14 protein-coding genes and 1 pseudogene are annotated in these 18,296 nt (G+C 62.8%); 7 read left to right on the top strand and 8 right to left on the bottom strand.

Features of this window, described 5'->3' with window-relative positions; all coding sequences use genetic code 11:
• The 8 genes and pseudogenes from CRO48_RS27750 to CRO48_RS27780 form a co-directional block, all read right to left on the bottom strand.
• Positions 1-3,691, bottom strand: a 3,691-nt coding sequence (locus CRO48_RS27750; RefSeq protein ID WP_210202035.1) for a cadherin domain-containing protein, incomplete at its 3' end; no start/stop codon positions are given.
• 117 nt (positions 3,692-3,808) lie between these two features.
• Complete coding sequence (locus CRO48_RS27755) at positions 3,809-4,606, bottom strand: heme acquisition protein HasA (RefSeq protein WP_097142945.1); 798 nt, start codon at positions 4,604-4,606, stop codon at positions 3,809-3,811.
• Positions 4,607-5,153: 547 nt separating this feature from the next.
• Positions 5,154-5,834: a hypothetical protein gene (locus CRO48_RS27760; RefSeq protein WP_097142946.1), complete on the bottom strand. Its 681-nt coding sequence runs from the start codon at positions 5,832-5,834 to the stop codon at positions 5,154-5,156.
• Positions 5,831-6,199, bottom strand: a complete 369-nt coding sequence (locus CRO48_RS33320) for a tyrosine-protein phosphatase (RefSeq protein WP_280952701.1) — start codon at positions 6,197-6,199, stop codon at positions 5,831-5,833. Before CRO48_RS33320 ends, CRO48_RS27760 begins: the two co-directional genes overlap by 4 nt.
• 125 nt (positions 6,200-6,324) lie before the next feature.
• A pseudogene (locus CRO48_RS33575) lies at positions 6,325-6,507 on the bottom strand (tyrosine-protein phosphatase); the annotation flags it as partial.
• Positions 6,508-6,923: 416 nt separating this feature from the next.
• Positions 6,924-7,763, bottom strand: coding sequence for a TIGR01459 family HAD-type hydrolase (locus CRO48_RS27770; RefSeq protein ID WP_097142947.1), 840 nt, complete (start codon positions 7,761-7,763; stop codon positions 6,924-6,926).
• On the bottom strand, positions 7,760-9,037 hold the full coding sequence (locus tag CRO48_RS27775; protein WP_097142948.1) for an FGGY-family carbohydrate kinase: 1,278 nt from the start codon (positions 9,035-9,037) through the stop codon (positions 7,760-7,762). Before CRO48_RS27775 ends, CRO48_RS27770 begins: the two co-directional genes overlap by 4 nt.
• Positions 9,034-10,116 carry a class II aldolase/adducin family protein gene (locus CRO48_RS27780; RefSeq protein WP_097142949.1) on the bottom strand — a complete coding sequence of 361 codons (1,083 nt, stop codon included), beginning with the start codon at positions 10,114-10,116 and terminating at the stop codon, positions 9,034-9,036. The genes CRO48_RS27775 and CRO48_RS27780 overlap by 4 nt, the downstream gene beginning before the upstream one ends.
• A 195-nt stretch (positions 10,117-10,311) precedes the next feature.
• On the opposite strand from CRO48_RS27780, the gene CRO48_RS27785 reads away from it, so the two are divergent.
• The 7 genes from CRO48_RS27785 to CRO48_RS27815 all read left to right on the top strand — a co-directional run bounded on the left by CRO48_RS27785 (position 10,312) and on the right by CRO48_RS27815 (position 18,289).
• Complete coding sequence (locus CRO48_RS27785; protein WP_097142950.1) at positions 10,312-11,091, top strand: DeoR/GlpR family DNA-binding transcription regulator; 780 nt, start codon at positions 10,312-10,314, stop codon at positions 11,089-11,091.
• Positions 11,088-12,491 (top strand): FGGY-family carbohydrate kinase, encoded by a 1,404-nt coding sequence (locus tag CRO48_RS27790; RefSeq protein ID WP_097142951.1) that lies wholly within the window; start codon positions 11,088-11,090, stop codon positions 12,489-12,491. Before CRO48_RS27785 ends, CRO48_RS27790 begins: the two co-directional genes overlap by 4 nt.
• Positions 12,488-14,029 (top strand): sugar ABC transporter ATP-binding protein, encoded by a 1,542-nt coding sequence (locus tag CRO48_RS27795; RefSeq protein WP_097142952.1) that lies wholly within the window; start codon positions 12,488-12,490, stop codon positions 14,027-14,029. The genes CRO48_RS27790 and CRO48_RS27795 overlap by 4 nt, the downstream gene beginning before the upstream one ends.
• A 31-nt stretch (positions 14,030-14,060) precedes the next feature.
• Entirely contained in the window at positions 14,061-15,044 is a 984-nt protein-coding gene (locus CRO48_RS27800; protein WP_097142953.1) for an ABC transporter permease subunit, read from the top strand.
• A 68-nt stretch (positions 15,045-15,112) separates the two neighbouring features.
• Entirely contained in the window at positions 15,113-16,051 is a 939-nt protein-coding gene (locus CRO48_RS27805; RefSeq protein ID WP_097142976.1) for an ABC transporter substrate-binding protein, read from the top strand.
• Positions 16,052-16,136: 85 nt separating this feature from the next.
• On the top strand, positions 16,137-17,033 hold the full coding sequence (locus tag CRO48_RS27810; protein WP_097142954.1) for a sugar phosphate isomerase/epimerase family protein: 897 nt from the start codon (positions 16,137-16,139) through the stop codon (positions 17,031-17,033).
• Positions 17,034-17,332: 299 nt separating this feature from the next.
• The gene (locus tag CRO48_RS27815; protein WP_097142955.1) at positions 17,333-18,289 is read left to right on the top strand and encodes a sugar-binding transcriptional regulator; all 957 of its coding nucleotides are present in this window, start codon (positions 17,333-17,335) and stop codon (positions 18,287-18,289) included.
• Positions 18,290-18,296 lie beyond the last annotated feature (7 nt).

An 18,296-nucleotide genomic window follows, 5' to 3' on the forward strand; every position in this document is an offset into this window, starting at 1 on the left:
AGAGCGTGTCGTTGCCGGCCCCGCCCTTGATCAGGTCGGCGCCGAGGCCGCCCTTCAGCGTCTCCGCCTTCGCCGTGCCGGCGATCGTCTCGACCCTATCGGCAACGGTGATGGTGAAGATCTTGCTCACCGTGTTGACGCCGTCCGACGCGGCAACCGTGACGGCGTCCTTCTGCACCTTCTCGTAGTCGACCGCCCTGGCGGTGACGAGCTTCGTGCCGGACAGCTTGAACAGCCCGCCGGCGGTATCGGTCAACTTGTAGGTCAGCGTCCTGCCTTCCGGATCCTTGGCCGAGAAGGTGCCGACCGTGGTGCCGGTCTTGACGTTCTCCTTGACCGTCGTGGCCGACAGCGAAAGCGACGTCGGCGCCTTGTCGACCTCGTTGACGTCCTGGACGCCGATGGTGAAGGTCTTTGCCACCTTGTTGACGCCGTCGGAGACCGCGACGGTAACCTTGCCGGACTTGACCGCCTCGTAGTCGACCGCCTTGGCGGTGACGAGCTTGTTGCCGTCGAGCTTGAACAGCCCGCCGGCATTGTCCGTCAGCGTGTAGGTCAGCGTCTTGCCTTCCGGATCCTTGGCCGAAAGCGTGCCGACCGTGGTGCCGACGGCGACGTTCTCCTTGACGCTGGTGCCCGACAGGGCAAGCGACGTCGGGGCCTCATTGACGTCCTGGACGCCGATGGTGAAGGTCTTGGAAGTCGTGTTGACACCGTCGGAGACCGCGAGCGTGACCTTGCCGGACTTGACCGCCTCGTAGTCGACCGCCTTGGCGGTGACCAGCTTGTTGCCATCGAGCTTGAACAGGCCGCCGGCATTGTCGGTCAGCTTGTAGCTCAACGTCTTGCCTTCCGGGTCCTTGGCCGACAGCGTGCCGACCGTGGTGCCGACGGCGACGTTCTCCTTGACGCTCGACTTCGAGAGCGCAAGCGACGTCGGGGCCTCGTTGACGTCCTGGACGCCGATGGTGAAGGTCTTGGCCACCTTGTTGACGCCGTCGGAGACCGCGACGGTGACCTTGCCGGACTTGACCGTCTCGTAGTCGACCGCCTTGGCGGTGACCAGCTTGTTGCCGGACAGCTTGAACAGGCCGCCGGCGTTGTCCGTCAGCGTGTAGGTCAGCGCCTTGCCTTCCGGATCCTTGGCCGAGAGCGTGCCGACCGTGGTGCCGACGGCGACGTTCTCCTTGACAGCCGTGGACGACAGCGACAGCCCGGTCGGCGCGGCATTGACCGGGGTATCGATGGTCCTGTCGGAGAACTGCAGCCGCTCGACGCCGGTCAGGGTGTCGATGCCTTCGTTGACCTCACTCATGCGCTTGTCGGTGACGGTGAGCGTCTTGCCGTCGGCGGAAAGCTTCAGCGCATAGTCCGTAGACTTGCCCGCATAGACCGCCGTGTCGGTGCCCGCACCGCCATCGATCTTGTCGTTGCCGAGACCGCCGGACAGGACATCGTTGCCGCCGTTGCCGTTGATCGTGTCGTTGAAGATGCTGCCCGTGAACGTGTCGGCGCCGGCAGAACCTTTAAACGTCTGGGCGTATGACGCGAGGACCGCCTTGACGAAGGCGATCTCGGCGGGATTATCGGCGTTGTTGGCGCCGTGCATCCAGGCGGCGGCGAACGCATTGGCCTCGCCGTAGATCCGCTCCATCAGACCTGAACCGTTGGAGACGTCGAGCCCGGTGATACTGAGGGCCTTATCGCTGACCTCGGCGACGTTGCCCGCATAGGTGCCATTTCCGAAGGTCAGTTCTGTGACGGTGCCGCCGACCACATGGACATCCTCGCCGGTGACCGGGTCAGTCCACCAGTAGGTCAGATCGTTGCCCTTCAGCGATATCAGGGTGCCGTCCGAGCTCGTGTTGTAGACATATTCGCTTGATGTCGCGGGCGCGAAGGTCACGCCTGCGGGAAGGCCGCCGGTGGTCCTGGCATACATCTCGTCCAGGTAGGTATCCCAGTTGACGCCGCCGTCTTGAGCCATCAGAGCCGTGTCGGCATCGATGGTTATGGTACCGCGCGCGGTGTCGCCCGCCTCGGCGGCATCGATGACCTTGATGTCGATCGTCTTTTCGTGGCTGATGCCGCTGCTGTCGGTCGCCTTGACCGTGATGGAATGGCTGACTTCGGCCTCGTAGTCGATCACGCCGTTGGTGACGACATAGTAGCGCGTTTCGCTGCCGACAAGTCGGCTCCTGATCTCGAACATGCCGCCAGCATCGTCGGTCAATTCAACGCTGACCGGCGTGAAGCTGCCATCGAACGATTTGACGTAGCCTAGTTCGGTGCCGGCCTCCACGTTCTCGACCACACCGGCATAGTCCTTGCCTGTCGGCGCGCCGGTAAACTTGACGTGCTCATCCTCCGCCTGAACATACAGGGTATGCTTGGTCTGGTTGCCCTGTTTGTCGGTGGCGATCACGACAAGCGCATATTGACCGTTTCCGAGCAGGCCGTTGCTGGTCCCTTGCTCATAGTCGAGCGGCTTCAGCAGCCGGACGCCGACCGTTCCGTCCTCGTTCTCAACCAGCTTGAATGTGGAGAGCGTGTTGTTCTCGTTCCTCTGATCCTGGGTCAGGTTGCTTCCGGTGTTGAGTGTTGGCAGCGACCAGGTGATCGCGTCTCCCTCCGGATCGGTCGCCGACAGCGTACCGATAACAGCGCCGGTGCGGTCTGCCTCGGTGACCGGCCGGAAAAGGTCAAGCGCGATATCGATCGGCGCTTCGTTGACGTCGGTTACATTGATCGTAAAGTCCGAAATCACGGAGTCTGCGCCGGCAGAAGCCTTGATCGAAAGCTTGTGGCTCGCAAGCGTCTCGAAATCCAGCCCGCCAGCGACGCGCAACTCATTGCCGACCACCGTGAAGAAGGCGTTGGCGACCGGGTTGCCGGCGATGTTGACAATCGAATAGGTGACCGGAAGGCCAGCCGCATTCGTGGCTTCGAGGGTGCCGACGACCGTGCCGACCGCGGCATTTTCAGCCACCGAATCGGCGGAAAGCTGCGGCCCGGACACCTCGTTCACATTGACGATGCCGATCTCCTGCGTCTTCTGTGTGATGTTTCCCGCTTCATCCTGGACGTTGATGATGATGGTGTGGGTTGTCGCGGTCTCGTAATCGACGGCGCTTTTCAGAACGAGGGTGGCAACGCCACCGCGCATCTGAAGCTCGAACTTGTCCGAGCTTGAAGGGTCGAGTGTGTAGCTCAGTGCTCCGCCTTCGGGATCGACGGCGGAGACGGTCGCAATTGCATTGCCGACTATGAAATCTTCGCCAATGCTGTTGGCGGCAACACCGTTGTCCGTCCGGTCGACAGCCTTTGTCAAAGTCACGCTGTGCGGCGGCTGATCCCCCTCATTGAGCTGGTCGGAGATCGAGATCGTGAAGGGATGAATGTCGAAGGTTGCGGGCGATCCGGTATCGCGGATCCGGATATCGATGTTGATCGTACCGCTTTCCAAAGCTTCGTAGTCGATCGGGCCCTTGACAACCAGATTGCCGGTTGTCGCGCTGGTCCGTTCAATTGTGAAGTAGGGCGAGCTCATGACCTGGAGGCCAACGGCGCTGGTTGCCACGCCATCGGGATCCGACACCGTCACTGTTGCAACAACAGTTCCGACTGCGGTGTTTTCCTCTACGACCAGCGGCCATGGTTCAATCGTGACAATGGAATTTCCTGCGGCCATGGCGGCTCACTCCCTCTCATTTTCCAGGATGGGTCCGCCTTCTCATGAAGGTTGGTGCGGACAGCGAAAATCCAGCCCGCACTCTGACGGGCTGAAAAATGTCGATATTAAAAATAGTTAGGCGCTGAAGAGATCTGTCGAAGCGACCGTGGCAAGCGCGAGTTCAAAGTAGTCGTTCGAGGCATCGAAGCCCATCAGCACGCCGGAGTCGTAGTAGACGTCTCCCGCGTCATCGAGCGCGCTATCCCATGCGAAATTCCATCCGAGCCCGATCTTGTCGGTCCCGCTGACGAAGTCGGTGACGGTGTCACCGTTCGCATGCGCGGCATCGGCGAAGATGAAGCTGTCCGCACCGCCGTTTCCGGTGAAGGTGTCAGCGCCGCCGCCGCCGGTAATAGAATCGGCACCTGTGCTGCCGATGAAGGTCAGGGTGTTGGCCGTGGTCTCGAAGAGGTAGTTGCTGAGCGCCGTATCATCGCCAGCGGCGAGGCCGAACACGATGGAGTGGGCTGGATCGGTCGCCGTGGATGAGCCGGTAATGTCGAGCCCGCTGATCGTCAACACGTTTCCGGAGTTTACTTCCGGCGGGACGAACACCGTCCATCCGGCTCCCGTTCCCCAATTCAGCGTGCTGCCGAAATCGATCGAATCCAAGCTACCTTTCAGAACGTGATCGCCGAAGGGATCATAGGTCAAGGATCCTTCAGCCACAAACGCGCCCGTGAAGCCGGAACCGGATTGGAAACCGAAGCTCGGATGCGGGCCCGTCAGGTTCTCGAACCAGCCGCGGTTCATAGAACCGAAGCCACCACCAAAGTCGGCAAGGTAGCTGTTCACATCAAGCCCGGCACTGCCTGCGCTGCTGGCATCGATCGTAATGTTAGCCATTTCATAAGCTCCTGTGATGGCGCCCATGCGGCGCGCCAATCGATTGAGAGTTACTTCATGACCGGCCCGGGCCCTGGCCGGTGTCGGCTATAGGTCCGCGAGGACCCTAGCGACACCGCAATTGGGCATGCGGAGCTAAGACGATACGGTGCGAGACAGCCTTCTGATGTGCCATGCGGCTCCTCCTTGCGCCCACATACGCGCGAAATAGTTCTGATGCAATCAAGGATTGCAATGCCTGCGATTCCCACGAACGGGAGGACGTCGGCGCGGCACTGCCGTACACGCGTCCCGGGCGCGTCATGGAACCAAAATGCACGCTATGGTATCATGACAACCGGAGTCAAGTATTATTCGTTCGTGGCGGAGAGGCTTTTTTCTTCCGGCCCTAAGCGCCGTTTAAGCCCATCGATCAACAAGAATGACACGCCGCCCCCTCGCGTCCGGAAGACGTTCCCAGACACAGCGGTCGAAGACCTTTACGTATCTTTGGGGCAGACCAGGGCGTCACTGGCCACAATGCGTTTTCGCGCACGGAAACATCGTGACGGCGTTCGGTGTTCGGCTGTGTCCCTCAGGTAGGATCGCGGCCGGTCTTTCCCGGAAAAGAAGGGACTGCAGGCCATGCCTTGAGTTCCCTCCGCGCTGTTCCGTTGTTGCCGAGCTTGAAGGCGGCGATCGCAGATGGGGAAAAGGCAAACTCCTCGAAAGGCTGGGCTTCGATCTGGCCGAGCAGGTCGAGCGGCGCCAGCCCCACGGTAAGATGCGCAATGTAGTTGGGGCCGCTATGGTCCGGGACGTATTTCTCCACATAGGCAAGCGTGTCGGTATTGATTTGCCGATCTTGTGGAGTGACCACAAACGCGTCGGCGGTGCCACCGGATGCCGTGAATGGTTTGAGGGCGTCAATGAGAGCACGCTGCATTTCCAAGACTTCGGGGCTCGGCGACACGACGATGGCGGCAATTCCTACTCCGGGCAACGCGCCGACAGGCATGTGGCGAAGTGCGGTGGCGCGAAACGACAACGCACTGACGTCGTGCGTCCGCAGGAGACGCTCGATCGCGCTGAAGACGGCTTCGAGTTCCGTCGACCGCACATAGCGTTGAAGCAGCGTGATGTGCGGTTGATGGCTATCGTCCAGCGCGAAGCCTTCCGCGTATCCCGCCCTCAGAAGCCTGTTTTGTGCGGCTGCGTGATCAAGGGCTCTCTGATCCGGCTTGATCAGAATATCGATGGCGGTCAACTCGCTCATATCGCGACCTCTGTCAGCACGTCACGGATATGAGACTGCATTTCGTGATTCAGTCGAAGCCCGTCAGAAAGATAGTTGTCCATCGAGCCAAAGCGACTTTGCACCTCTTCGAATGCCGCGTGAATGTATTCCGGGCGAACACCGAGAACGGTCAAAAGAACCGCTGCCGCCCATCCGGTTCGATCCTTGCCTGTGGTGCAATGGAAAAGAAGTGGGCGAAGCGCGCCGTCCGCGAGCGTATGGAAGAACATTTTATATCCTTCCAGCGCACTCGGGAGCGAAACCAGGTCGCGATACCCCCGCACAAACATCGCCTCTGCCTTGCCGCCACCGAGTATCCGCGCCGCGCTCTTCGGATCAGCCATTGTCTCCGGCAGTAGTGCAGGCGCGGCATTCGGGGCATCGCCCAATACATCACAGACGAGCTCGCGGCGTCCCGAGGCAGACGATCCGGTTTTGCTTTACGCTCTGCCGCAGTGCGTAGATCGACGACAGTTCTCACGCCAAGCCGAGCAAATGCGACCAGGCCCTGTTCTTCAAGCCTATCGAGATCAGTCGAACGAAATACCTTTCCGAAAGTCACGCGACGACCGCCAGCGGCCTGCCAACCACCCAAATCTCGCAGATTTGGCAGGGCGGGGATCGCAATGACAGCACCTGGTTCTGATGTCATGACCGTCTCGATGGAGGGTGGTGTGTCTTTTCACGGTTGGCAGATTGCAAGCGAAGCAACTTGATCCGGGATCTGCTGTGACGACGCTGACAAGCCGGTTGACCAGTTCATCCTGTTCGGCTCTTCGCACCACATCCGAGGCTGCATGCCGGTGGCAGCGTAAAGTGCAAATTGTGCGTCCGCAAGCTCCGCTCTGAAGCGCCTTAGCTTGGGAAGGTCGTGATAAGGTTGCGGCAGGTGAAATTCAGGCTGAGCTCGCAAGAAACGGGTTGAGGCCGCGAATTGAGACCGAACGCTCGCATTGCGCTGCAGATCTTAAGCGCATCACACCCCGCGCGCTCCGCCGCACCGCCAGATGTGAGCGACGCCGCCATGTCCCGCCCTGCTCTTCCGCAACCCGGTTCGCCGCGTACCCTTTAAACGATAAAGCGTTCCATTAGAAAACCGGGACGTGCGCCATGCGTCTCGGAGATCACAGCCAGGTCTTCTTCGGAGCTGCCCGCGAGTACGCCCGTCCGAACAAGGCATGAGGCCAAACCTGCCCTGCAGGCGCCGGCGATATCGTGCTCGATGCTGTCGCCGATGCAAATGATGCGATGGTCGGCGATATCGGAAAGCAGAGACTGGGCCTGCCGGTATATCTCGGGATAGGGCTTGCCGAACCAGCGGACGGGCCCGCCGAGATCCTGATAGGCGAGCGCGATACTGCCGGCGCCCGGTGCGGTGACGCCACCCTTGACGAGCTTGTGGCGGTCGGGATTTGTGCAGTAGCAAGGCACGCCCCGCCGCGCGGCTGGCTCCAGCCGCTTGCGGTAGGCGGAGAGTGGCGTTCTTTCCGCCTCGCTGCCCGAGATGATCACGATATCGGCAAGCGCTGCGTCCTCGACGCTTTGGAAGCCGAGCGAGTCTGAGAGGTTGCGGTCGCCGCCGCTCGAGATGGTCAGGCAACGCGTCGCTGTCGAGCCCGCCGTCTCGTGGGCAAGGATATCGCGGGCGACATCGCCTGAGGTGAGGAAACGGTCGAAGCCCGCGCGGTCGAAGCCCAGCTTCACGAGGCGTTCGGCATTGTAGTCGCCGCTTCGGCCGGAATTGGAGAGGAGGATGACGGTTTTCCCGGATGCTTTCAGCCGGAGCAAAGCCTCGTTGGCACCGGCATACGGCCGCTCGTCATCCCGCAACACGCCAAACTGGTCCACGAGAAACGCATCGTAGCGTTCGGCAAGGGTGGCGAGGGTCGTCCATGGTGCGAGGCTCATGACCACCGGGCCTTTCCGGCAAGAACCAGTGAGGCCGTGCCGACGGCCGCTTCAGCCGACCGGGTGGCGAGGAAGGGCACCCCGAGTGCCTTTTCCCGCATTCTCGTCCAGGCGGAATTGGCCGCTCCGCCGCCGACCGTGCGCACCGAGCGGACCTCGGGGCCGCCGAGCTCGACCAGGCGGTCGTAACCGAATTTCTCGATGGCGGTGATGCCTTCGAGGATCGCCTGGAAAAACACGACGTCATCGGCCGGGCGCGGCTCCAGCCGCGGGCGATAGGAGGGGTCGTTCACGGGGAAACGCTCGCCGGGCCTTGCAAGCGGATAATAGGCAAGGCCGGTCGGCACATCCGGCCGCAGAAGGGGTGTCATCGCCTCCAGCTGTTCGTTGTCGAAAAAACTGCGAATGACAGCGCCGCCAGAATTGGACGCACCGCCCGCGAGCCAGAAATCGAGGACCCTGTGTGAATAGATGCCGTAGCCGGCGGCGTCGATCGGCCGGGCGGCGGCCAGCTTGACGACCAGGGTCGAGCCAAGGGCGGTGACGCCGTCGCCGATGGCCGAGGCGCCCGTCGCCAGAAAGGAAGCGCAGCCGTCGGTCGTGCCGGCATGGTAGCGGCAGTTGGCCGGAAGGCCGAACGCCCGTCCCGCCGGCCCGACCGCCGAGAGGGGCATGCCGGCGCGCTCGACAGCGGGCAGCAAGGCGATGTCCATGCCGCAGGCTTCCAGCCAGTCCGGCCAGCGGCCGTTGGCGAGATCAAAGCCGGTTTTCAGCGCGTTGTTCTCGTCGCTCGTTGGCGCGGCGAGCCCGAGTTTCAGGAGAATCCAGTCCGCCTGATGGACGACCTTGCGTACGCCGCGCCGACGCGACAGGTGGATGGCGCGGGCAAGCGCGGACGTTGCCCCGCGGGCCGGGCTATCAGCCGGCGCCTGTGCGGCGATCTGTTCGACGATTGCCTGCTCCGGACAGGGATCGTTGTACATCAGCGCCTCGCCGATCGGCTGGGCGTCAGCATCGAGCGCTAACACCGTGCCGGACGTGCCATCGACAGCCAAGCCTTCGATAGCGGCGAACGACAGGCGGGCAGAAAGCTCCGCAAGGCAGGACTGCACGCCCGTCCACCAGATGGCCGGCATGCGTCCCGCGTCCGCGCTAGGAAATAAGAAAGCAGCCATGTCGAGAAGCGTGCCATCCGCAGCAAGCGCGGCCGCGCGCACCCCGGACGTGCCGAGATCGATCCCGAGCGCGGTTGCGGGCATCGCCGTCGCGCTCATGCCCGTTGGCTCGCCTTGCGGTCGAGCGCCTGGCGGTATTGCTCCGCCTCCCAATGGGTCAATTCGTGCTCCTGCTCCGGCCCGAGGTAGACGACGGCCGCCTCCTCGGGAATGCGGGCGACGACCTCTGCAAGGCACCGGGCCATGACGCGTCCCCCATCGGTCAGTTCGTTCGCCAGCAACACACCGAGACCGGGGGCGAGAAGCATCTTGGGGATGGCGCGGTGCTGCGCACGGCGCGTCTGGCAATAGTCTTTTGCCGTTTCGCTGGGGCCGAGCACGCCGATTTCAGTGCCGAGGAAGATGACGTGGTCGGGGTAGAGCGAACCGCCTGTGGCGTAAGCGATGCTCGCCGGGCTCAGTGCCGTCTTGTGGCTTTCGGCATCCTCTGCGGCGTGGAAGTCTGATCCTTCCGCCAGGGCTTTCAGGGCCGCAGGGTTGGCCGGTGCGGCTGGGCGCTCCTTGACGCACAGGGCGGAGGTGACGCGTGCGATGCGCTCGCTCACTTCCTCCACCGTTTCGCCGGTGACGATGATGCCATGGTTGTTGAGAACCAGGATATCCGGGCGGCTTGCGGCAACGCTCGCGATCTCGCGGGCAAGCGGCGTGCCGGGGCGGCGGTAGGGAATCGTCACCCAAGTCAGGTCAGGCAGCGTCGCAAGACGCTCGGCGATGAGCTTCTCCCGTTCGGCCAGAACCGACAGCGCAATGGCATTGACGCAATGATAGTGGGCAACGACCGCCTGTGGCAGCACGGCGTGGAAGCTCGCCTCGATCGACGGCCGCAGCCCCGAGGCATTCAGGTCGGAGACGATGAAGTCAGTCGCCTTTTCAGCGCGCGGATCCCGCTGCTGCAACGCCTCCACCAGCGACGCCACCGTCAGCGGCACCATGATGTCGCGCGCGCCGGCATGGGCAAGCCAAGTGCCCGATGCCTTCACCCACATCACGTCGCCGCGCTTGAAGGAAGTATTGCCGCCAGCGCCCTGCGTTTTCAGCATATCGCTGCCGATCTGCTGCGAAAGATCGAGAAATGCCTCGAAGGCCGGAATGTCCTCCGACCGAATGCCCGAAGCCATGCAGGCCTCCTCCCTTTGAACCTTCGTTCCGCGACATCCCGCCTGGCTGCAGGAGTGATCGAACTTTGCATGTGATGGTATTTTCATGATCATGAATCGTCAACCGTGAATAATTATCGTCACATATGTTGATAAAACCAATCATCTGTGATTATCTTCATTCATCTGGCGAGGGAGACGCCGGGAGGAGAGGCCGTGAACGACACTGAGCGCCACAAAGCCATCATCGACCTGCTGCGCGAGACCCCGTTTGCCTCGGTGCGGGATCTTCAGGAGCACGTCGGTGTGTCTCCCGCCACAATCCGCCGCGACATTGACAAGCTTCATGAGCTGGGCCGTGCCCGCAAGGTCTATGGTGGTATTTCCGCCATCGACGCCGGCGACAGCGCACGCCTGTCCGCGCGGCCTTACGACGAGAACAGGGATATCGCCGTCGAGGCGAAGCGGGCGATTGCTGCCATGGCGGCCGGTCTGGTGCGCGACGGCGATTCCATCATCGTCCATGCGGGCTCCACCTGCTACCAGCTCGGCATCCTGCTGGCGCAACGCAACCTGCGCATCTGGACGAACTCCATGCCGCTTGCCGCCTATCTCGGCGAGCATGGCACCTGCCAGCTTTCGCTGGCTGGCGGCGAGCTCTACCGCGAGCCCGGCATCATCCACGATGCGGCGGCCGGCTCGCCGGCCTTCTTCGCCTCGCGCTTCTTCGTGGGCACGCAGGGCATCAGCAGCAAGGGCCTGCTCGAATCCCACCCCCTGCTCGTCAAGGTGATCGGCGAGCTTGCCGCCTGCGCCGACGAAATCGTTCTGCTCGCCGACAGCCGGAAATTCTCCATCCAGCCGCGCAACACCGTGCTGGCCCTTTCGCGCATCGGCACCATCATCACCGACGACGGCCTTACGGATGTCGCTGCCAAGATGCTGGAAGAGGCGGGTGTCACCATCACGATCGCGACGACGGGAGGCGCAGGTTGAGCCAAAACCCCGTCGCCGTGTTCGATCTCGGCAAGACCAACTCGAAACTCTTTGTCATCTCTGCGGACGGCCAGGTGATCGATGAGGCGCGCACCCGCCCTGTCTGGCGCATCGAAGCCGACCTGCGCGTACTGGACGAGGCCGCGCTCTTCGACTGGATGACGGGGGAACTCGCCCGCGTCGTCGCGGCGCATGGCGTCGATCGCATCATGTTCTCCGGCCATGGTTGTACCTTCGCGCTGACGTCCGGTGACAGGCTCCTCCACGCCATCCTGGACTACGAGCAGGAGCCGCCGGCCGATATCGCCGCCGGCATCGATACGATGGCGCCGGATTTCGGCGAGACCTTTTCACCGCCCCTGCCTCTCGGGTTCAACTACGGCCGGCATCTCCTGTGGCTCGAAGCGCGCGATCCGGCACTGATCGGAAAGGCGGATGCCATCCTGTCCTACCCGCAGTTCTGGAGCTGGAAATTCTCCGGCCGCGCGGTTTGCGAAGTCTCCTATCTGGGCTGCCATTCCAATCTCTGGGCGCCGCTGAAGGACGACTTCAGCAGCCTCGTCGACCGCATGGGCTGGCGCCGCAAGATGCCGGACTTCGCACGCGCGGGCAGCGCAATCGGCACCCATGCCGTTCGGCTCGATGACGGGCGTACCGTTGACGTCGCCGTGCACAATGGCGTGCATGACAGCAACGCGGCGCTCTATTTCTACCGATCGCTCGAGTTCTCCGATTTCACGCTGGTATCGACGGGCACCTGGGTCATCATCTTCAACCCGGCAAGCCCGCTCGAAACGCTCGATGCGGCCCGCGACATGCTGGCGAATGTTACGGTGGACCACCAGCCGGTCGCAACCATCCGCTTCATGGGCGGGCGGGAATACGACGTTGCGAGCGGCGGCTGGGCCAAGCCGGTCTCCGCGCAAGCCGTCGCGTCGGTCATCGCCCAGCGAGCTTACGCCCTGCCGTCCTTCGCCCCCGGCGGTCCAATGCCCGGCCATGAGGGCCGCTTCATCGGCCCTCATGTCGATGGCGAGGAACGCGCCGCCGTCGCCATGCTCTATGTCGCACTGATGACCGACTTGTCGCTCGACCTCATCGGCTCGAAAAACACGATCGTCATCGATGGCGGACTGGTGAAGACGGGCCTCTATGCCTCCGTGCTCGCAGCTCTGCGACCGGGACAGGCCGTGCACACCAGCGCCAACCCGGAGGGCAGCGCCTTCGGCGCAGCGGCCCTCGTATTCGACGCCGCCGGCCGCAACCCCTTCGTCAACGACTGCGCCGCGGCCAACCCGGCGACCATCGCAGGCCTTGAGAATTATCGGAGGGAATGGCGCCGGCACGTCGATGCGATGACCGCCGGTCAGCGGTACGGAGCAAAGGAGAAGCGCGCATGACCGGAACGGCGAACCAGCAGCATCCGCTCCTCGAAATGCGCGATATCAGCAAGACGTTCGGGGCGTCGAAGGCGCTCTCCAATGTCAGCCTGACCGTCCACCCCGGCGAAGTGCATTCGCTGATGGGAGAGAACGGCGCCGGAAAGTCGACGCTGATGAAGATACTGTCGGGGGCTTATACAGCGGATCCGGGAGGCTCAGTGCTCATCGACGGCGCACCGGTCGTGCTCGGAGATCCCCTGCGGGCGAAGGCATATGGCATCGCCGTCATCTACCAGGAGCTCTCGCTGGCGCCGAACCTGACGGTCGCTCAGAACATGTTTCTCGGCAACGAGCCGTCCCGTTTCGGCATTGCGGACCGGGCGGAAATGGCCCGACGCGCCGAACCGATCCTCAAACAGCTCGGCATCGGCTTCGATTCCGCCCGGCGCGTGGCGGAGCTTTCGCTCGGGGAACGGCAGATGGTGGAGATCGCCCGGGCGCTGACGACCAGTGCGCGCATCATCGTCATGGACGAGCCGACGACCTCGCTGACAAGCCGCGAGACCGACAAGCTTTTCGACGTCATCGCGCGCCTGAAGGCGGACGGTATCGCGATCATCTACATCAGCCACCGCATGGAGGAGGTCTACCAGCTCTCCGACCGGGTGAGCGTATTGCGCGACGGCGCCTATGTGGGCACCCTTGAGCGCGCCGAGCTTTCAGCGAGCAAGCTCGTCTCGATGATGGTCGGCCGCGACCTCTCGTCCTTCTACAAGAAGGAGCACCGGCAGGTGACAGGCGAACGCGCCGCCGTGCTTTCGGCGAGAAATGTCGGTGACGGCGTCAAGGTGCACGCGTGCTCCTTCGACGTGCGCTCAGGCGAAGTGCTGGGTGTTGCCGGCCTCGTGGGCTCGGGTCGCACGGAACTGGCGCGCCTTGTCTACGGCGCCGACCGCAAGACCTCGGGCGAGATCTCGTTGAATGGCAAGCCGCTCGCGATCACCTCTCCGCGCGATGCGCTCGACGCCGGCATCGCCTACCTCACGGAAGACCGCAAGACGCTCGGCCTCTTCCTCGACATGTCGATCAGCGACAACATCAACATCGGCGTGATCGCCGGTGATGCGAAAACCGGAGGCGTGCTCGACTTCGCGAAGGCAAGAGAGCGGGCGGCGGATGCGGTGAAGTCGCTGTCGATCCGCACGGCCGGCACGCAGGTCAATGTGGGCGCACTTTCGGGCGGCAACCAGCAAAAGGCCCTGCTCGCGCGCCTTCTGGAGACGAAGCCCAAGGTCATCATCCTCGACGAGCCGACGCGCGGGGTCGATGTCGGCGCCAAGTCGGAAATTTACCGCATCATCGACGAGCTCGCCCAGAACGGCGTTGCCATCGTCGTCATCTCCAGCGACCTGCCGGAAATCCTCGGTATTGCGGACCGCGTCCTGGTCATGCGCGAGGGGTGCATCGCCGGCGAGATCCTCGGTTCGGCAGAGGCACCCATCGCGCAGGAAGCGATCATGGCGCTGGCAACTGGCACCGCCGGCCACGCAGCGTGAAAAAGGCAACGGAAGAAGACGGAACGGAATCATGAGCGCAATCGATACCGAACAGGCCCGGACGGACAAGCTCAAACTGCGCTCTACGCTGACGGCGCTCGGCATGCTGCCGGTCCTCGTTCTGCTGGCGGTGGGGTTCCATCTGCTCAGCGGCCGCTTCCTTTCCGTCAACAACCTGTCCATAGTCATGCAGCAGGCGTCGATCAACACGGTGCTCGCCGCCGGCATGACCTTCGTCATCCTGACGGGCGGCATCGACCTCTCCGTCGGCTCGATCCTTGCCGCTTCCGCCATGATCGCGGTGATCGTTTCACTGGTGCCGGATTTCGGCATGCTCGGCGTCCCCGCGGCGATCGCCGCCGGCCTTGCCTGCGGTTTCCTCAACGGCGCGATCATCGCATGGCTGAAGCTGCCGCCCTTTATCGTCACGCTCGGCTCCCTGACCGCCATTCGCGGCGTGGCGCGCCTGCTCGGCAACGATACGACCGTCTTCAATGCGGATCTGCCCTTCGACTTCATCGGGAATGGAACGCTGTTCGGGATTCCCTGGCTCGCGGTCATCGCCATGGCGACGATCCTCGTCTCCTGGTTCGTTCTCAAGCGTACCGTGCTGGGCACCTGGATCTACGCGGTGGGCGGCAATTCGGAAGCCGCGCGGCTGACCGGCATCAAGGTGCCGCTGGTGCTGCTCTTCGTCTATTCGATGTCCGGCCTGCTCTCCGGCCTTGGCGGGGCCATGTCGGCCGCCCGGCTTTATGCAGCGAACGGCCTGCAACTCGGCCAGGCCTACGAACTCGACGCGATCGCAGCTGTCATTCTCGGCGGCACCAGCTTCGTGGGCGGCGTCGGCTCAATCTGGGGCACGCTCATCGGCGCGCTCATCATCGCCGTGCTCTCCAACGGCCTCATTCTCGTGGGGGTTTCGGACATCTGGCAGTACATCATCAAGGGCCTCGTCATCATCGTCGCCGTCGGCCTCGATCGATACAGGCTCAAGGGGCTTGGCCGGACGTGAGGTCCGGCTGAATGAACCGGTCGGCGACCGGAAACAACGGCGCCAAACGCGCCACAATGGAGGAAAACATGCGTCTTATGTCCAAGTTGCTCGTCGGCACCGCCATGGCCGCAGCACTCTGCATGCCCGCTGCCGCCAAGGACCTGAACAAGATCGGCATTTCGGTCGGCCTGCTCGGCAACCCATTCTTCGTCGCCACGATCAAGGGCATCGAGGACCGCGCCAAGGAGATCAACCCGAACGTCGAAGTCATCTCCGTTTCCGCCGACTACGACCTCAACAAGCAGGTCTCGCAGATCGACAGCTTCATCGCCGCCGGCGTGGACATCATCATGCTGAACGCCGTTGACGCCAAAGCCATTGCGCCAGCCGTCAAGAAGGCCCAGGCCGCGGGCGTCGTGGTCGCCGCCTTCGACGTCTCGGCGCCTGGTGCCGACGTCACCGTCATGACCAACAACGTCAAGGCCGGCGAAGAGGCCTGCAACTACATCGCCGAAAAGCTCGGCGGCAAGGGAGACGTTGTCATCATCAACGGTCCGGCCTCCTCCTCGATCCTCGACCGCGTCCAGGGTTGCAAGGAGGCGCTCGGAAAACACGCCGACATCAAGATCCTGTCCGATGACCAGAACGGCCAGGGCTCGCGCGACGGCGGCCTTGCGGTGATGCAGGGCCTGCTTACCCGCTTCGACAAGATCGACGCGGTCTTCGCAATCAACGACCCGACGGCGATCGGTGCGGAACTCGCCGCCAAGCAGCTGAACCGCAGCGAGTTCTTCCTTACCGCAGTCGATGGCGCACCCGACATCGAAAAGTCGCTCGCAAGCGGCAACTCGATGATCAAGGCTTCGGCCTCGCAGGATCCCTACGTCATGGCCGGCCAGGCTCTTGAGCTCGGGGTCGAGGTGCTGAACGGCAAGAAGCCGGCCGAACCGGTCGTCCTGCTGGATCCGCAGCTCATCACGGCGGACAACGTGAAGGACTACAAGGGCTGGACCGCGGCCCGCTGACATTCCTCCCAGACGGTCGGGTACGCCGGCTTCGGCGGGGTGCCCGACCGTCCCGTTTCAATCCCCTGCAGAAAGTGGCCGGCATATGTCGAAGATCGGTGTACATTCCTTCGTCTGGAGCGCGGGTTCCTCGCGCGACGAGCTCGAAACGGCGCTAGAGAACACACATAAGCTCGGCTACAAGCTTATCGAATTCTCCTATCTCGACCCCAGCCAGGTCGACGTCGCCTGGCTTGCCGACCGCATCCGCGAACTTGGCCTCGACGTGGCCGTCAGCATGGGATTGCCCCCGGAAGGCGACATTTCCAGCGACGACGCCACGATCGTCGCCAACGGCATCGACATTCTCGACCGCGCCGTGGCCCTCGTGCGCGACCTTGGCGGCACCAAGCTTGCTGGCATCCTGAGTTCCGCGCACGGCAAGCAGGAACACGCCCTCACCCGCAAGGGCTGGGACACCAGCGTTTCAGCACTTGCGAAGGTGGCCGAGCGCGCCAAGGCGGCAGGCGTTACGCTCAATCTCGAGATCGTCAACCGCTTCGAGAGCAACATGCTCAACACGGCCGCGCAGGGCCTGGCCTATATCCGCGACACGGGCGCCTCGAACGTCTTCCTCCATCTCGACACGTTCCACATGAACATCGAGGAGGCCGACGTGGGTCTCGCGATCCGCCACGCCGCCGACAAGATCGGTTACATTCACATCGGCGAGAGCCATCGCGGCTATCTGGGCACGGGCACGATCGACTTCCGGGCAATCTTCGATGCGCTGGCGTCAATCGGCTGGGACGACTACGTGACGTTTGAATCCTTCTCGTCGACCATTGTCGACAGGGACCTGTCACTCAAGACCGCCATCTGGCGCAACCTGTGGGACGACAATGTCGCACTTGCCCGCCATGCCCACCGGTTCATCGAACTGGGGCTGGAGACGGCAGGTCTCAAGCACGAGCTTGTTCGCCAAGCTCACGTCCCTGGCTAGCTCACCCACGCGTCTGACCTTTATACCAAGCGATTTTTGCCGAGGCTGAATGCTGCCGGAAAACCTGCGCATAACGGGCTGGGCGATGCGGCGTGCGTCGGCAAATGGCATTTCGACGAATGGCGGCAACGATCAAGGGGGAGAAGACTGGCCTTGGCTTTTCCTTATTCATCCCTGACGAAAAGGCGCTCCGGCTTGATCCGGGGCCCCTTCCCCGATCGTTACCGAGAACCCGGTTGCCCATCCCATCATAAGTGGCGTATCGAAAAGGAAACAAACGTGAGGGGATAGCGCGCTGCATGAGCCAGGATTGGGGACACTTCGACGAAGACCTGGAGCGCGCTCGTGTCGCCTGGCTCTATTTCATCGGCGGACAAACCCAGCAGGAAATCGCCCAGCGCATGGACATCACCCGGCTGAAGGTCAACAAGATCATCGGCCAGGTTCGGGAGTCCGGCAGCGTGCAGGTCCATGTCAGCCTGCCTCTGACGGACTGTATCGAACTCGCTGAAAAGGTCTCTGCCCGCTACGGCCTGGCCGGCACCGTCGTGGTGCCCGATCTCGACGACTATCTGGAGCAGAAGCGGGTGATCGGCGAAGCCGCCGGATCACTTGCGAGCGAATTGATCGAAGGTCGCGACATGGGTGTCGGCATTGGTTCGGGGCGCACCTTGAGCTTTGCGGTCCGCAGCCTGCGCGCCCGGCCCAAGTCCGAAAGCTGGGTGGTGGGCCTGACCGGCGGCGTCACCAGCGGCTCGGCCACCAATACTTTCGAAGTCGCGACCGCGTTCGCGCGGGCGCTTGGCGTCGAATGTCACTATCTGACCGCACCAATCTATTGCGCCAATCCCGAAAGCCGGAACGCGATCCTTCTCAACGACGAACTGACGGATGTCCTTGCACGGACCGAGATCGCCGATATCGGCATCGTATCCTGCGGGGCGCTGACGCAGGATACATCACTGACACAGATCCGCGTGGTGAAGGACAATCTCGACGCGGTGCTGAAAGGCGGCGCCGTCGGGGAATTCATGGGATGGTTCCTGGACGCGCGCGGCCAGCCGATCGATCACTTCCTGAACGATTCGATCATCGCCCTCCCCCCCGACAAGATGAAGCTCAAGCCCATTTCCGTGCTGGTTTCCGGTGGTATCCGCAAGATCCCGATCATCCGGGCGGTCCTGCGGGCCGGATACGTCAACCGGCTCGTGACCAACGAAGGTGTCGCGCGGGCCCTTCTGCAAGGCCCGCGCTGAAGTCGCC

This window comes from Rhizobium subbaraonis (assembly GCF_900220975.1).
Classification (GTDB): Bacteria; Pseudomonadota; Alphaproteobacteria; order Rhizobiales; family Rhizobiaceae; genus Mycoplana; species Mycoplana subbaraonis.

Coding starts and splice junctions, on each gene's coding strand:
- CRO48_RS27805 (WP_097142976.1), top strand. CDS start 15,113: ATGCGTCTTATGTCCAAGTTGCTCGTCGGCACCGCCATGGCCGCAGCA.
- CRO48_RS27775 (WP_097142948.1), bottom strand. CDS start 9,037: ATGAGCGCGACGGCGATGCCCGCAACCGCGCTCGGGATCGATCTCGGC.
- CRO48_RS33320 (WP_280952701.1), bottom strand. CDS start 6,199: ATGGCTGATCCGAAGAGCGCGGCGCGGATACTCGGTGGCGGCAAGGCA.
- CRO48_RS27770 (WP_097142947.1), bottom strand. CDS start 7,763: ATGAGCCTCGCACCATGGACGACCCTCGCCACCCTTGCCGAACGCTAC.
- CRO48_RS27815 (WP_097142955.1), top strand. CDS start 17,333: ATGAGCCAGGATTGGGGACACTTCGACGAAGACCTGGAGCGCGCTCGT.
- CRO48_RS27755 (WP_097142945.1), bottom strand. CDS start 4,606: ATGGGCGCCATCACAGGAGCTTATGAAATGGCTAACATTACGATCGAT.
- CRO48_RS27780 (WP_097142949.1), bottom strand. CDS start 10,116: ATGGCTTCGGGCATTCGGTCGGAGGACATTCCGGCCTTCGAGGCATTT.
- CRO48_RS27810 (WP_097142954.1), top strand. CDS start 16,137: ATGTCGAAGATCGGTGTACATTCCTTCGTCTGGAGCGCGGGTTCCTCG.
- CRO48_RS27800 (WP_097142953.1), top strand. CDS start 14,061: ATGAGCGCAATCGATACCGAACAGGCCCGGACGGACAAGCTCAAACTG.
- CRO48_RS27795 (WP_097142952.1), top strand. CDS start 12,488: ATGACCGGAACGGCGAACCAGCAGCATCCGCTCCTCGAAATGCGCGAT.
- CRO48_RS27760 (WP_097142946.1), bottom strand. CDS start 5,834: ATGAGCGAGTTGACCGCCATCGATATTCTGATCAAGCCGGATCAGAGA.